Genomic DNA, 14,482 nt, shown 5'->3' with positions numbered 1-14,482 from the left:
GTTACAGATCTTCCAGAAGCAGCAAATATAGGTTTTTTGTGCTACTTCCATAGCTCATAAAATCCCCTTCTTTGTTGGTCTCAAAATTCTTTATGGTTGTAATATTTGAAGGAATACGATCTTTGTTTTTAAATTTAATTCCCCTTAAACCTTCTCCAATTGCATCTACAAGTTTGCTTGTAGAGGCTAAAATGACAAAATTATAGGGCAATTCTTTTAGTTTCTTTTCCTTGATTTGATTAGAGGAAATAAGGATAGATCCATCATTTGCAATGAGGTACTCACAGGTGCTAAGAAAAAAAGCCGCTTCTCCAGAATAGCTAAAATCCAGATTCTGGTCAGAGAATTTATCCCTTAAATTTTGATCAAAACAGCAAGCTTCTTTTTCATACCAGTCATTTTCCAACATGATGTTTTCAAATGTTTCTATCAACTCCTCGTTACTTTCACAATATAGGAATTTGCCGCCGTTGTTTTTAAAATTGAGCATAAAACGCTCATCTGTTGGGAGCTTAACATCTGGCATGTACTTGCTACGGTCAGAATGATCTTCCTTATCCTGACCTTTGTCTGATTTAGATTTAGGGTTTAAAAAATTTCTAAATAGACTCATATAGGTTTTCGGTTACTCAGGGTAGCATTTCACCCAAAGGTAAAAAATCTTAACTTACAGATTAGGGTAAGTTAAGATTTTTTCCGGGTATTTTATATATTATTTTCCTTCGGAAGTCGGAGCGTCTTGAGGCTCTGAAGGCGCTGTGTCGCCGGGGATCGTTCTTTCGGTAACCGTCTCTTCCTTTGCGGGGACCTTTTTTTCCTGGCTATTGCCGCTCATGATCTCATCCCTGCTTTTGAATGGCCTCTTTCCAAAGATCTCTTCAAGATTGTCTTTAAAAATAACCTCTTTCTCCAGCAGGATCTCAGCCAGTTTGGTAAGCTTGTCCTTGTTTTCTTCAAGTAATTTTATAGCTCTTTGATACTGTTCTTCAATAAGATTTGAAATCTCTTTATCTATTAATTCTGAAGTTTTTTCACTGTACGGCTTAGTGAAGTTGTATTCACTCTGTCCCGAAGAATCGTGATAAGTAAGGTTTCCTACTTTATCATTAAGTCCATAAACGGTCACCATGGCCCTTGCCTGCTTGGTGACCTTTTCCAGGTCACTAAGAGCTCCTGTGGAAATTTTGTTGAAAATCACCTTTTCGGCAGCACGTCCTCCAAGAGCAGCACACATTTCATCAAGCATTTGTTCTGGCCTTACAATAAGTCTTTCTTCCGGAAGATACCATGCAGCACCCAGAGACTGTCCACGAGGTACAATAGTAACTTTAACTAATGGTGCGGCGTGCTCCAGGATCCAGCTTACTGTAGCATGTCCTGCTTCGTGGAAAGCAATTGCCTGCTTCTCCTCGGGAGTAATGATCTTATTCTTTTTCTCAAGACCACCTACAATACGATCTACTGCATCAAGGAAATCCTGTTTACCAACGGCAGTTTTGCCTTTACGGGCGGCAATAAGAGCCGCTTCATTACAAACATTGGCAATATCGGCACCCGAGAATCCAGGGGTTTGTTTCGCCATGAACTCAGTATCCAGCTCGTCTGCTACTTTCTTAAGAGGTCTAAGGTGAACTTCAAATATTTCCTGTCGTTCCCTAACATCGGGTAGATCAACATAGATCTGCCTGTCAAACCTTCCGGCACGCATAAGGGCTTTGTCAAGTACATCGGCCCTGTTGGTAGCTGCAAGTACGATCACATTTGTGTTCGTCCCAAAACCATCCATTTCTGTAAGAAGCTGGTTAAGGGTATTCTCACGCTCATCGTTAGAGCCGGAGAAATTACTTTTTCCGCGGGCACGTCCAATGGCATCAATTTCATCAATAAAGATAATTGCAGGGGATTTCTCCTTGGCCTGTTTGAAAAGGTCTCTTACCCTTGAAGCTCCAACACCTACGAACATCTCTACAAAATCTGATCCCGAAAGTGAGAAGAAAGGAACTTTTGCCTCTCCTGCCACGGCCTTTGCCAATAGGGTCTTTCCGGTTCCCGGAGGACCTACTAATAAGGCTCCTTTAGGGATCTTTCCTCCTAAAGAGGTATATTTTTCTGGCTGCTTAAGAAAGTCCACGATTTCCTGAACTTCTTCTTTCGCTCCTTCAAGTCCGGCTACATCTTTAAAGGAAACTTTTACATCTGTATTTTGATCAAAGAGTTTGGCTTTAGATTTTCCAATATTGAAGATCTGGCCTCCGGCACCTCCGCCTGCACCTCCACTCATGCGTCGCATGATGAAGATCCATATTCCAATGATTAGGATAAAAGGTAACAGGGTCAACAGGATATCCCCTAATAAATTTTGCTGGGTCTCAAATACCACAGGGGTATCAACATTAGTTTCGGCTTTTACCTCTCTAATATCGTCTTCTAGATTTTGAAGATCTCCAAATTCAAAAGTATAGGCTGGAGAATCTCCACCGGGGAAAATTTCCTCCTGGACTGCATCCTTGTGTACTTCCTTTGACTTCGCTTCTTCGGTAAGGAATACCCTTGCCTGGTTGCGGTTTACTATAACCACTTTCTCTACGTCCCCCTGCTCAAGATAATCCAGGAATTCAGCGGGATTGGTTTTGGCAGGTTCATTGAACCCGCTTCCACTGTAAAAATTGATTCCCAGGAAAACAAGTATTATAGCGGCATAAATCCAGTATGCACTGAATTTAGGCTTTTTGGGCTCTTTATTTTTAGATTGCTCTTTGGCCATGCGTTCTTTCTTAACTCTTAATAATTTGTTTCAATTGAAGTGGATTTTGCATCCCCCCAAAGACTCTCAATATCGTAAAATTCTCTTATGTGCTTTTGGAAAACATGCACTACCACACTTACGTAATCCATTAGTACCCATTCGGCATTGTCCGATCCTTCAATATGCCAGGGTTTGTCTTTAAGGGATTTGCTAACGGTTTTTTGAATGGAATTTACGATGGCATTTACCTGCGTATTTGATGTTCCATTACAGATTATGAAATAATCGCAAACAGTATTTTCTATTTCCCGAAGATCAAGAATGTCAATGTCATTTCCTTTAACTTCTTCAATCCCCTTGATTATATGTGCTATAAGTATGTCGTTGTTAGCTTCTTTTTTTACCATTAAATTTATTTTCTTTGCGCAAAGTTATTACTTTTTAAGGTTTTTTGAACCTTGGTTTTCATAACATTTAACGCCAGCTTTATCTATCGTTCGTATGCACCTTATCAAAGTTAGTGCCATCAACTCTACCAATTCTTTTGCCCGGGAGCTCCTTAAAGAGAATTCTCAACTGCCACTAACCTGCATTGTGGCAAAAAAACAATTGCAGGGCAGGGGGCAACGGGGAACCTCCTGGGACGCCGAAGAGGGTAAGAACCTTACTTTTTCGGTATTTTTGCCCCGTCCAAAAATAAATCCCGCCCACCAATTTTTGTTAAGCGCCACGGTTGCAACTTCCTTGCTCACTGCACTAAAAAGTTTTCTACTGCCACGGCTTAAAATAAAATGGCCTAACGACATCTTGTCAGCAAACCAGAAGGTGGCGGGAATTCTTATTGAAAATATTCTTGCTGAAGGAAAAGTTGTGGGGTCTATTATTGGAGTTGGTCTTAATGTTAATCAAAAAAATTTTCAAAACCTGCCACAAGCTGCATCCATGAGCACTGTCACAGGACAGGAGTTCGAGCTGGATGAAGTGCTGAAAGTAATTCTGAAGGAATTGGAATCCGGTTTCGCAGAACTTTCCGAAGAAAACTCCGAAGCTATATTAAGCGCCTATAAAAATGACCTTTTTCGCAGGTTGATACCATCTACCTTTAAATATCCCGACGGGCAACTCTTTACCGGAATGATCCTCGATGTCACCCCGGCAGGAAAACTGCTGGTGCAAAAAGATGAAGAGGAAACTGCCGAATTTGATCTGAAAGAAGTTAGTCTTTGCTATTAGATCTTCGCCAAATTTTCTGACAAGTTCGTAATGAACTTCTTAAGAGGTCCCTTAACCATCATTGCCATCATAGTATTAAACTTCCCGTGGAAGAATAATTGTGCAGAACTTTGGTTTTCTCCAAGCGACTCGATTTCCACATCAAGTGAGAAATTAAATTTATCTGAAGTAGATCCCAGTTTAATAAACTCCGGTTCCCGGGTCTCCTTTATTTGGAGAGCAATCTCGGGCATTCCCTTAAGTGCAAAAGCAAAAGTGTCCTGAGATTTTACTTCAAACTTTTCCTTGCTTTCGGGCATGATCTGTTCGTAGTTACTCACGTCTGTGAGGAAATTGAACAATTCCTGCTGATTCTTCTGTACTGTTACCTTATCACTCTGTAATTCCATGGCTTATTTTTTCCAGTTAGCCGGATCTTTGTGCCAGCTTTTCAGGAGCTCGCTTTCGGCTTGATTTATATAATTTGTTTTCAAAGCTACTTCCAAAAGGTAATCATAGTTACTTAAGGTGTGTAGTTCAATATTTGCTTCTTTAAAATTCTGGTTGGCGGTTTCAAACCCATAAGAAAAAATGCCGAGCATCCCCTTTATCTGGAGATTGGCTTCCTGTAATGCTTTTACCGCATTCAGGCTGCTATTTCCTGTACTTATAAGGTCTTCAATCACAACAACCGTTTGACCGTCCTCAACTTTTCCCTCTATCTGGTTCTTTCTACCATGGGATTTTGGTTCGGGCCTAACGTATGCAAAAGGCAGGCTAAGGTATTCTGCAACCAGCATTCCTATTCCTATGGCGCCCGTGGCAACTCCCGCAATCACGTCGGCTTTACCATAGAGCTGCTCTATTTGCCGCGCCATATGTTCCCTTACAAAATTGCGGATGGGAGGATAGGAAAGAATAATGCGGTTATCACAGTAAATAGGAGAGTTCCAGCCGCTCGCCCACTTAAACCCTTGTTGTGCATCTAATTTTATTGCTTTAATTTGCAATAATAACTCAGCAGTTTTGCGAGCTGTTTCCTTGTCTAAAATCATAGTGCAAATGTATAAAGTTTTTGTAAATGATATTCCTATTATTCTCTCTACGGAAAAGGATTTGGGTGAAAAATATGTTTCCGTTCCGTTAAAAGAGGTGAAATTAAAGAGGATTATTAAAAAAATTAACAAAGGTAAGTTGCTCTATGTGAATCTTTACCATGAAAAAAAGGAGAAGCTGCTAAAACACCTTTTTAAGAAATTACCTGTAGTTACTGCCGGGGGAGGAATGGTCCTAAACTCCAAAAAAGAGGTGCTGTTCATTTACCGCAACGGCCGGTGGGATCTCCCTAAAGGAAAAGTGGAAAAGAATGAGAGTATCGAAACAGGAGCTATTCGTGAGGTAGAAGAGGAGACGGGTGTGAAAAATCTAAAGATCTCCAAATTTCTGCAAACAACGTATCACATCTTTCAGCGTAAAGGGCGCTACAGGCTTAAAGTTACCTACTGGTATGAAATGACGACCGACTATGACGGCGAACTTATCCCCGAAGAAAAGGAAGGTATTAAAAAGGTGAAGTGGAAGGACATGGAGAAGGCGCAAAAGGCTCTTAAGAAATCCTATGCCAATATTAAACTACTCTTCCCCGAAGAGATCTTACCGGTTCACTCTAAAGACCGGGTATCTTAAATGTGAACTTTCATAGTGTTCACTTTTTTTATGTATCCAGGCCAACTGTGCGTACCAGTTTGCCGCAAATTCAGGGTCGCTTGTTTTCTTAGCCATAAACTCTTCTTCGATCTCGGGATGATCATCCAAAAATTCTCTAGCAATTTCCTCAAAAACATAAGGGGAGAATCCTTCTTTTTGCTGCAGGACACTGTCGAAGAAATTCCAGTTAAAGAAAGAATCCGAAGCCTCAGGTTCCAGTGTCGCCATTAGATATTTTGCTGCTTTTTGTTTTATGGGTATAAAAACATCTCCTTTTCTAAGATTCACCTTTTGTCTGTTGGTTTCCACCTCCACATTAGAGTGCGGGTAATGACCTTCATAAGTATTTTCCCGTGTCTCGTAGTTCTTTATGGTATAAACCTCAACAACCATACTAGTGTCCTTTTCAAAGGGGATCATTTCTACGTTATTCATTTCTAATAGATCCAAAACCGGCCACCATGCCTGGGGCACAATGTAGCCTTGTGGCATTTTCACCTCCCGGGAAGCCGTAAAGTTGTCGTAATAATCAACAGGTTTGGTAAATGGACGGGTTGTGTCATATTTAAGCCGTTCAAAACCTGTTACCTCGCTGGGAATTCTTTTTGGTTCATAACCTTTGAACTCCAAATTTGAAACTTCACTGCTGTCAATCACAAAATCAAAGGCATAATTGTTTTTGCTATGGAATTCTTTCAGGTCTTTTGCCCGTAGCTTTTTTATCAATTCAGTATCCTCGTCGGCAAGGTCGATCATAGAGCGCAAAAATTCATAAGTGCCCCGCACCCTTTTGTCGTAAGGCTTAAGCATATGAGTTTCTACCATGACTCCAAGGGTGTTCCAAAGAGCAGCGTATCCCGTGGAGTAGCGGGGAGTATCAAGGAACTGTGAAAATCCCTTTTCAGGAACATCTCCAAATACATTAACATAAGGAGTGACCTCCCAATCCTTCTTTTTTAGCGCTTTTTCCAGGGCGGGTCTCAAATCGGTCTTAATATAATTACCAAGGGCTCCACCCATCTGGTCATGTTGAGTAAAAAGATGAGTGAGGGTGTATTGATAATCGGCCCCGTTGCTAACATGAGTATCAATAAAAATATCCGGGTCAACTAAATGAAAAATCTCATAAAAGCTGCGGGTATTTTTTGTGTCGGCTTTGATGAAATCCCGGTTGAGATCGTAGTTCTGTGCATTTCCACGAAAACCGTAAGCTTTGGGGCCATTTTGGTTCGTACGGGTAAAGGAATTGCGGTTCAATGCGCCACCTACGTTGTAGACAGGAATTGCTGCAATGACCGTATTTTCAGGAAGCGCGATTGAATCCTGGGCCAGGTCCCGAAACAACATCATAGTAGCATCAATCCCATCACTTTCCCCGGGATGAATCCCGTTATTGATCATTACAACGCTATGATCTGCCCTAAGGTTCTCAAAATCAAATTCCCGGTTACGGCTGTAAGTAACCAGGTGCAGGGGTTCTCCACTGTCGGTCTCTCCAATGCGCTTAAGGTTTATTGTGGAATATACAGCAGCGAGATCTTCGTAATAATCAATGATTTCGGTATATGTGGCAGTCTCGGTTCCTCCAGATTTTTCAAAAACAGTAGTGAAATCATAATCCTGTTCCAAAATGTAATTAGAAAAATCACAGGAGCTTAGGCCAAGAGCGAAGATCGCCAGAAACAGAATCTTTTTCATGCAGGGATTTTTAACAGCTGTAAACATAAAGAAAAACTTCAAAAGCCTAAAGAAATGCTAAGAATAAAGCAGGCTTTTCCAGGCTTCAAAAAAAGCTTATTTTAGCTATGGCTTTTGCTTTGAGTAAAAGGTGAGATGCCAAAAATGCCATTTTTCAAACTTATTTCCATTAGGAAAACAAAACACACATCTTGAGAAAATATCTTTTTCTGCTCTCTATCTTTATTTTCTTCGGAAATCTTACTGCCCAGAACATAAAAGGAAAAGTAGCCGATGCCTTTACCGGTAAACCACTTGAAAAGGTTAAAATCACTTCTGAAAATATTTCTGAACCCGTTTATTCCGGTCCTTCAGGGGAATTTTTGCTTTCGGTGGAAGAGCTGCCTGTAAATGTCATTTTTGACTATCCGGGTTATGGCCGTAAGGTCCTTCATATCGAAAAATATTCAGAAGACTTAATAGTGTTACTTGCACCTTCCGAAGGTTCTCTTTCCGAAGTTGTGCTTCGCAGTACCATAATTCCGCAGGAGCTTCTTCAAACTCCATCGGCTGTGTCTGTGTTGAGTGGGGAAGAGCTGCAAAGGTTTGATGAGACCAACATAATGCAGAACTTTAGTACTGTACCGGGAGTGAATGTGCATCAAGGTGCCCTAAATACGAATAAAATGAGTATTCGCGGAGTTGGTGCACGGTCTCAATATAGCACCAACAGGGTAAAGGCTTATTTTATGGAGATCCCAATTACCAGCGCCGAAGGTGAAACCACGCTTGATGACCTGGATCCCGCGGTTGTAGAACGTGTCGAGATCATAAAAGGACCTACCTCCAGTGTTTATGGGGCCGGTCTTGGTGGAGTTATCACTCTTTTCCCTGCCCGGGCAGAGAAGCAGGGAACCAGTGCAAAGGTAAAAGGAACTTATGGCAGCTATAACTTAATACGTGGAACTATGCAGGCCTCCCATGCCTCTGAATCTTCAAATTTAGTGGCAACATATAACCATGTCGAAACCGATGGCTGGCGGGATAATTCGGCTTATGACCGTGATTCTTTTACCATGTTTGGGCAGGTCACCTCGGGAGAAAACGGGCAGTTATCGGTACTGGGGCATTTTGTTCGGCTTAAAGCTTTTATACCAAGTTCTTTAAACCGGGAAACCTTGCTCGCAGACCCTTCTTCGGCAGCTTTTACATGGGGCGCGGCAAGAGGTTATGAATCTTATGACAAAGGTTTGCTGGGACTGTCCTACAAGTACAACTTTAGTGAAACTTTTTACAATACTACCAGTATTTATGGCACTTTTAGAGATGCTTATGAGCCAAGACCATTTGATATTCTCAATGAAGAGCAAACGGCTTTGGGAGCCAGGACAAAATTCAATCTCGAGGGGGATTTTCTAAATGCGCCTTCCCGTGTGAGTTTTGGGATGGAACTTTACAATGAGTGGTATGACATTGCCACTTATGAGAATCTTTATGAGCAATTTGAGAATGCAGGAAGTGTCCCCGGAATTAATTTGAGCCATAATGAGCAGGACAGGATCTATTATAACTTCTTTTTTCAATGGAATTTGCAAGTCACTTCCCGGTTAAAGCTGGAGGTAGGATTGAATTTGAATTCCACCTCCTACGAACTAAGCGATTTATACGAGGAAGATGAAGTAGACCAATCGGGTGATTATACTTTTGAGGATGTGCTTTCGCCAAGGTTTGGTGCTGTATATTCAGTTTCTCCCGGAAAGAATTTGTATGCCACTGTGAGCCATGGATTTTCCACTCCTACAGTAGCCGAAACCCTTACTCCGGAAGGTTTGATCAATACAAACCTGAAGCCTGAAACGGGGATCAATTATGAAGCGGGCTTCAAAGGGAACTTCCTGAATAACCGTTTATACGCTGAAGTTGCAGCTTTTTCAATACAGGTCGACAATCTCTTAGTGGCCGAACGTGTGGCCGAAGATCAATATATTGGCCGCAATGCGGGAAAAACCGACCATAACGGGTTAGAACTCCTGCTAAATTATAACTTCCCAATATTTTCGACACTTCGCGCCCGTACTTTTGTCAATGCAGCTTACAATTCTTTCAGCTTTGATGAATTCATAGATGAAGAAGAGGACTTTTCGGGAAATGATCTTCCTGCAGTCCCGCAGGAAACCGTTAATGCGGGGCTAGATCTAATAACTTCCTTTGGTCTAAGCCTGCGCACTACCTACCAGTATGAAGGACAAATGCCTCTTAACGATGCCAACACAGAATATAGAAGTTCCTATGATCTTCTGCATTTTAAAGCTTCTTTGAAACCACTGGAGATGTTTAGGTCCGGGGTGATGAATGACTGGGAAATCGAAATTTTTGGTGGAGTGAACAATGCACTTGATGAGGAATATGCTGCCTCGGTAATTCCAAATGCCGTAGGCTTTGGTGGCGCTGCACCGCGATACTTTTATCCCGGAATGCCTCAGAATTTTCATGCAGGATTGGGGGTTGGCTATAAGTTTTAAGAGACTAGAGACTAGAGACTAGGAACTAGAAGATAGATTAATGATTTTAAATTCAGGGTTTGCCCACCCCGCCTGTCGGCACCCTTCCGTGAGAGGGGAAGTATGAAATGATCTATGAATTGCCTTCGACTTCAGGCGGAGGATAAAGAAATAATTTGGAAAAAGGGGCTTTAGCCCAACCGAATACCTGAGAATGATTTTTTAGGTATTTATAATTCAGGGTTTTCCCACCCCGCCTGTCGGCGGCACCCCTCCGGAGGAGGGGAAGTATGAAATGATCTATGAATTGCCTCCGACTTCAGGCGGAGGATAAAGAATAATTTGGAAAAGGGGCTTTAGCCCAATTATCTACGGAGCAATATTTTCCAGTTCACCAATCCCCAATTAACCAATCCCCAATCAACTACCGGCTATTTCCTAACCACATCGGGCACCATGAAGTGGTAATCTCCGCCGTTGCGTATCACATCCCGAACAACTGTAGAGGAAATGTGGCTTTTTCCGGAGGAAGTAATAAAGAAAACAGTTTCTACTCCGCTTAATTTATTATTGGTTTGCCCAATGGTCTTTTCAAATTCCAGGTCTATTGCGTTTCTAAGTCCGCGCAGGATGAAACCGGCATTTTGCGACTTACAGAAATCCACAGTCATGCCTTTATAAGTCATTACCTTGATCTTTGGCTCATCTTTATAGGTTTCTTTCAAAAAACGCACCCGGTCTTCAAGGGAAAACATGTATTTCTTATCTGAATTTATTCCTATTGCGAGAATGATCTCATCGAAAAGCGGAAGACCGCGGTTGATGATATCTACATGTCCCAGGGTAACGGGATCAAAAGAACCCGGAAATACAGCTGTTTTCATTGAAAAAAATTTATCCTAAAATAGACATTTTTGAGGACCTAGTATTTTAAGGCGGTTTCTATCGCACTGCCAAAGAGTTCTTCCAGTGAAATGCCGGCTGCCCGCGCCTGCTGTGGTAAAATACTTGCCTCGCTAAGCCCCGGGTTAGTATTCATCTCAATAAAATGTGGCTCATTGTTGTGAAAAATGAATTCAGAGCGGGAAAAGCCTTTCATCTTCAGTTTTCGATAAATAAGTTTGGCAATTTCCTGTACCTTTTTGGTCTGCTCGTCAGAAATTCTTGCCGGGGTGATCTCCTGTGACTTTCCGAGGTATTTTGCTTCGTAGTCAAAAAACTCGTTTTCAGAAACAATTTCGGTGACCGGCAGTGCAAAAATTTCCCCGTTGTGTGTGATTACACCAACAGAGACTTCGGTTCCATCGAGGAAAGATTCAATGATGATCTCATCATCCTCTTTAAAGGCGAATTTGGTGGCAGGAATAATTTCTTCGCCTGTTTTTACTTTTGTGATCCCAAAGCTGCTGCCGGCCTTATTGGCCTTGACAAAACAGGGAAGTCCTACCTTGGCAATGATCTCGTCGGGATCCACTTCATCTCCTTTATCGACAAAGAAATTTTCTGCGGTTTGTATTCCAAAGGGTTTAAGCACGCTAATGAGATCTCTCTTATTAAAAGTTAGTGCCGACTGGTAAAAATCACAGGAGGTTTGCGGGATATCAAGTAATTCGAGATAGGCCTGCAGGAGGCCATTCTCCCCGGGAGTACCGTGAATGGTGTTAAACACACAGTCGAAAGTTATAAGTTTTCCATCTATTGTGACGGTGAAATTACTTCGGTTAATAGGGTAGGGCATATCATTTTCTCCAATGACAAACCACTCTTTTTGCAGGATGTGTACCCGGTAGGGATTGTATTTACTGCGATCAAGGTTTTTATATACTACATTACCGCTGTTAATAGAAATGCGGTATTCGCTTGAGAAGCCGCCCATGGCTATGGCTACATTTTTCTTCATAATTCAATATGGCCCGATTATTTGCGTTAACAAAAATAGCGACTATAAATGAATGTCTGCAAACCCACCTGTTTTTATATCTTTGTTTTTTATTTTAAACTATGAGTTTTTTCAAATTTTTATTTAGCAAAACCTTTTTAATACAGTTGGTTTTGGCAGTATTAGCGGTTGTTTTGATCGCGTTTATCATGCTGCAGTGGTTAGATTATTCTACCAGGCAGGATCAAAGAATTACAGTGCCTAATCTTGAGCGTTTGTCCCTGGACAAGGTCGATGAGCGCCTTGCAGAACTTGAATTGCGCAGGGAGATCCTGGATTCGGCTAATTATAATCCCGATTTTCCGCCCTATTCGGTGATCGACCAGGTGCCGCTTCCGGGGAAAGAGGTAAAGGAAAACAGAAAGATCTATTTGACGCTGAATCCCTCTGGCTTTACAAAAGTTGAAATTCCTGAAAATCTAATCCGCAGAACCCGAAGACAGGTGGAGCCAACTTTGCGTTCCCTTGGATTTGAAATAGGGACCATTTCTTATAAGCCCGATGTGGCTAAAGATGTAGTGCTGGAAATGCGTCACAGGGGGCAACTTCTGGAGCCGGGGATGAAACTTATGAAGACCTCCAAAATTGATCTCGTACTGGCAGATGGTTCAAAAAGATATGGAATGGAAGATGAAGAGGATTCCATTGCCGAAGATCAAATTATAAATGACCTGGAAGAAGAAGAATATGATTTCTGAAAACAATAAACCGGAGCCGGAAGATAATGATGATGAGCTGTATGAACACCACCGGTTTGTAGCCGATAAGGGACAACAGCCTTTAAGGGTAGATAAATTTTTGATGAACTACATCGAGAAAGCTACCCGAAACAAGATACAGACTGCAGCCAAAGAAGGCAATATTCACGTCAATGAGATTTCGGTCAAGTCAAATTACAAGGTAAAGCCGGGAGATGTGGTGCAGGTGTTGTTCGAACATCCACCATACGAATTCCTTCTTACCCCCGAAGATATTCCTTTGGATATCATCTATGAAGATGATTCCCTGCTTGTGGTAAATAAACCTCCGGGGATGGTAGTACATCCCGGTCACGGGAATTATAGCGGTACTCTTATCAATGCACTCGTATATCATTTTGATAACCTGCCGCAAAATAGCGATGAACGTCCAGGGCTTGTTCACAGGATCGATAAAGACACCAGTGGCCTGCTGGTTATTGCAAAGACAGAAAAAGCAATGACAAAGCTGGCAAAGCAATTCTTTGACAAGAGCAGCGAGCGCGAATATGTAGCCCTGGTTTGGGGTAACGTAGAAGAGGATGAAGGAACTATTGAAGGAAATATAGGTCGTCACCCGAAGAACAGGTTGCAAAATACAGTGTATCTCGGGGAGGATGAAGACAAGGGAAAACCGGCAGTTACCCATTTTAAGGTTCTGGAAAGACTCGGGTATGTCACACTCCTTTCCTGCCGACTCGAAACAGGTCGTACTCACCAGATACGGGTACATTTAAAACATATTGGCCATACGCTTTTTAACGATGAACGCTATGGCGGTGACAAGATCCTTAAGGGCACAACATTTACCAAGTACAAACAGTTTGTAGAAAATTGTTTTAAAGTGTTACCAAGACAGGCTTTGCATGCCAAAACGCTTGGTTTTAAACATCCCGAAACAGGGGAGTGGCTTAGTTTTGATTCTCCTGTCCCGCAGGATATGGAAGATTGCATTGAGCGGTGGAGGAACTACGCGAAAAATCAAAAGGAATTCATTGATGAATAGACATTTTTGATAAGCCTATCAATAGTAAAAAACAATCCCGGCACGGCAGGAAATCTTGTCGGGATTTGATATTTTTGAGAGGTAATAGAAAACCTTCTAAGATAATTCCATGAAAATAGTTGTATCCCCCGCCAAAACTCTGGATTACGAATCCAAATTACCAACTACCAGAGGAACCCAGCCGTCATTTCTTGAAACCACAGCTTCCATTAACCGAAAACTGGCGAGAATGTCCAAAAAGGAAATAGCCGATCTTATGGGTATTAGCGACAAGCTTGCCGACCTTAATTATAACCGCTATCACGAGTTTTCTGAAGAACATACCAAACAAAATTCCCGCCCCGCAGTTTATGCTTTCGCCGGGGATGTTTATACCGGCCTTGATGCCTATAAAATTCCTTCTGAAAAGTTGGATTTTATGCAGGATTCCTTGCGGATCCTTTCAGGCTACTACGGAATTTTAAGGCCGCTGGATCTCATGCAGCCATACCGCCTTGAAATGGGTACTTCCCTGCACGTGGGCCGTAAAAAGAACCTCTATGAAGTATGGCAGGAAAAGGTGACAGATTTTTTGAATAAGGAATTGAAAGAAGATGAACTTTTTGTGAATCTCGCCAGCCAGGAATACTTTAAAGCTGTAGATACTTCAAAGCTTAAAGTGCCGGTTATTTCCCCTGTATTCAAGGATTTTAAGAACGGGAAATTAAAGATCATCAGCTTTTTCGCAAAAAAAGCCCGTGGTGCTATGGCTAGGTATATTATCGAATCTGAAGCACAGACACTTGAGGGGATCAAAGCTTTTGACCTCGATGGATATCGATATTCGGCTGAAGAAACTTCGAATGAAAACGAACCTGTTTTTACAAGGTAGCTTCAGCAGCAGTTTATTGTTAAAGTATTTAAAAAAGCGGTGTCTCACCGCTTTTTTCTTTTTAATTTCTGAACCAACATAAGGTC

The 14,482-nt window shown here is 41.8% G+C and carries 14 protein-coding genes; 6 read left to right on the top strand and 8 right to left on the bottom strand.

The genetic code is table 11. From position 1 onward, the window contains the following. Window position 1: 1 nt before the first annotated feature. From OU683_RS12880 to rsfS, 3 genes are all read right to left on the bottom strand, one after another. Window positions 2-613, bottom strand: a complete 612-nt coding sequence (locus OU683_RS12880; RefSeq protein WP_268138955.1) for an LUD domain-containing protein — start codon at window positions 611-613, stop codon at window positions 2-4. 99 nt (window positions 614-712) lie between these two features. After that, entirely contained in the window at window positions 713-2,764 is a 2,052-nt protein-coding gene (ftsH, locus tag OU683_RS12875) for an ATP-dependent zinc metalloprotease FtsH (RefSeq protein ID WP_268138953.1), read from the bottom strand. A 17-nt stretch (window positions 2,765-2,781) separates the two neighbouring features. Further along, window positions 2,782-3,153 (bottom strand): ribosome silencing factor, encoded by a 372-nt coding sequence (gene rsfS, locus OU683_RS12870; protein WP_228915500.1) that lies wholly within the window; start codon window positions 3,151-3,153, stop codon window positions 2,782-2,784. A 94-nt stretch (window positions 3,154-3,247) separates the two neighbouring features. Here rsfS and OU683_RS12865 point away from each other — a divergent pair, with 94 nt between their 5' ends. Next, window positions 3,248-3,979, top strand: a complete 732-nt coding sequence (locus tag OU683_RS12865; protein WP_268138942.1) for a biotin--[acetyl-CoA-carboxylase] ligase — start codon at window positions 3,248-3,250, stop codon at window positions 3,977-3,979. Here the strand turns inward: OU683_RS12865 and OU683_RS12860 are convergent. Both OU683_RS12860 and pyrE read right to left on the bottom strand, forming a co-directional pair. Continuing rightward, window positions 3,976-4,368 (bottom strand): SRPBCC family protein, encoded by a 393-nt coding sequence (locus OU683_RS12860; RefSeq protein WP_268138940.1) that lies wholly within the window; start codon window positions 4,366-4,368, stop codon window positions 3,976-3,978. The genes OU683_RS12865 and OU683_RS12860 overlap by 4 nt on opposite strands. Before the next feature lie 3 nt (window positions 4,369-4,371). Next, a complete protein-coding gene (gene pyrE, locus OU683_RS12855) occupies window positions 4,372-5,013 on the bottom strand; it encodes an orotate phosphoribosyltransferase (protein WP_268138938.1) in 642 nt (213 codons plus the stop codon). A 7-nt stretch (window positions 5,014-5,020) separates the two neighbouring features. Here pyrE and OU683_RS12850 point away from each other — a divergent pair, with 7 nt between their 5' ends. After that, window positions 5,021-5,644: an NUDIX hydrolase gene (locus tag OU683_RS12850; protein WP_268138936.1), complete on the top strand. Its 624-nt coding sequence runs from the start codon at window positions 5,021-5,023 to the stop codon at window positions 5,642-5,644. On the opposite strand, the gene OU683_RS12845 is transcribed toward OU683_RS12850, so the two are convergent. Beyond that, complete coding sequence (locus tag OU683_RS12845) at window positions 5,612-7,363, bottom strand: M14 family metallopeptidase (protein ID WP_268138934.1); 1,752 nt, start codon at window positions 7,361-7,363, stop codon at window positions 5,612-5,614. The two genes, OU683_RS12850 and OU683_RS12845, sit on opposite strands and share 33 nt — an antisense overlap. A gap of 191 nt (window positions 7,364-7,554) precedes the next feature. Between OU683_RS12845 and OU683_RS12840 the strand changes: the two genes are divergently transcribed. Next, window positions 7,555-9,864, top strand: coding sequence for a TonB-dependent receptor domain-containing protein (locus OU683_RS12840; protein ID WP_268138932.1), 2,310 nt, complete (start codon window positions 7,555-7,557; stop codon window positions 9,862-9,864). Window positions 9,865-10,274: 410 nt separating this feature from the next. Here OU683_RS12840 and coaD read toward each other — a convergent pair whose 3' ends face one another. Both coaD and OU683_RS12830 read right to left on the bottom strand, forming a co-directional pair. Next, the gene (gene coaD, locus OU683_RS12835) at window positions 10,275-10,727 is read right to left on the bottom strand and encodes a pantetheine-phosphate adenylyltransferase (protein WP_268138930.1); all 453 of its coding nucleotides are present in this window, start codon (window positions 10,725-10,727) and stop codon (window positions 10,275-10,277) included. 38 nt (window positions 10,728-10,765) lie between these two features. Beyond that, window positions 10,766-11,743 (bottom strand): D-alanine--D-alanine ligase, encoded by a 978-nt coding sequence (locus OU683_RS12830; RefSeq protein WP_268138928.1) that lies wholly within the window; start codon window positions 11,741-11,743, stop codon window positions 10,766-10,768. A 152-nt stretch (window positions 11,744-11,895) separates the two neighbouring features. Between OU683_RS12830 and OU683_RS12825 the strand changes: the two genes are divergently transcribed. From OU683_RS12825 to yaaA, 3 genes are all read left to right on the top strand, one after another. Beyond that, the gene (locus OU683_RS12825; protein WP_442800854.1) at window positions 11,896-12,480 is read left to right on the top strand and encodes a PASTA domain-containing protein; all 585 of its coding nucleotides are present in this window, start codon (window positions 11,896-11,898) and stop codon (window positions 12,478-12,480) included. Further along, window positions 12,449-13,525 (top strand): RluA family pseudouridine synthase, encoded by a 1,077-nt coding sequence (locus OU683_RS12820; RefSeq protein WP_268138924.1) that lies wholly within the window; start codon window positions 12,449-12,451, stop codon window positions 13,523-13,525. The genes OU683_RS12825 and OU683_RS12820 overlap by 32 nt, the downstream gene beginning before the upstream one ends. A gap of 109 nt (window positions 13,526-13,634) precedes the next feature. Then, on the top strand, window positions 13,635-14,396 hold the full coding sequence (gene yaaA, locus OU683_RS12815; protein ID WP_268138922.1) for a peroxide stress protein YaaA: 762 nt from the start codon (window positions 13,635-13,637) through the stop codon (window positions 14,394-14,396). The last annotated feature ends 86 nt before the right edge of the window (window positions 14,397-14,482 follow it).

The sequence above is a fragment of the Salinimicrobium sp. TH3 genome (assembly GCF_026676115.1).
GTDB lineage: Bacteria > Bacteroidota > Bacteroidia > Flavobacteriales > Flavobacteriaceae > Salinimicrobium.
This window is presented reverse-complemented; position numbering and strand designations above follow the sequence as displayed.

Coding starts and splice junctions, on each gene's coding strand:
- OU683_RS12880 (WP_268138955.1), bottom strand. CDS start 613: ATGAGTCTATTTAGAAATTTTTTAAACCCTAAATCTAAATCAGACAAA.
- ftsH (WP_268138953.1), bottom strand. CDS start 2,764: ATGGCCAAAGAGCAATCTAAAAATAAAGAGCCCAAAAAGCCTAAATTC.
- rsfS (WP_228915500.1), bottom strand. CDS start 3,153: ATGGTAAAAAAAGAAGCTAACAACGACATACTTATAGCACATATAATC.
- OU683_RS12865 (WP_268138942.1), top strand. CDS start 3,248: ATGCACCTTATCAAAGTTAGTGCCATCAACTCTACCAATTCTTTTGCC.
- OU683_RS12860 (WP_268138940.1), bottom strand. CDS start 4,368: ATGGAATTACAGAGTGATAAGGTAACAGTACAGAAGAATCAGCAGGAA.
- pyrE (WP_268138938.1), bottom strand. CDS start 5,013: ATGATTTTAGACAAGGAAACAGCTCGCAAAACTGCTGAGTTATTATTG.
- OU683_RS12850 (WP_268138936.1), top strand. CDS start 5,021: ATGTATAAAGTTTTTGTAAATGATATTCCTATTATTCTCTCTACGGAA.
- OU683_RS12845 (WP_268138934.1), bottom strand. CDS start 7,363: ATGAAAAAGATTCTGTTTCTGGCGATCTTCGCTCTTGGCCTAAGCTCC.
- coaD (WP_268138930.1), bottom strand. CDS start 10,727: ATGAAAACAGCTGTATTTCCGGGTTCTTTTGATCCCGTTACCCTGGGA.
- OU683_RS12830 (WP_268138928.1), bottom strand. CDS start 11,743: ATGAAGAAAAATGTAGCCATAGCCATGGGCGGCTTCTCAAGCGAATAC.
- OU683_RS12820 (WP_268138924.1), top strand. CDS start 12,449: ATGACCTGGAAGAAGAAGAATATGATTTCTGAAAACAATAAACCGGAG.
- yaaA (WP_268138922.1), top strand. CDS start 13,635: ATGAAAATAGTTGTATCCCCCGCCAAAACTCTGGATTACGAATCCAAA.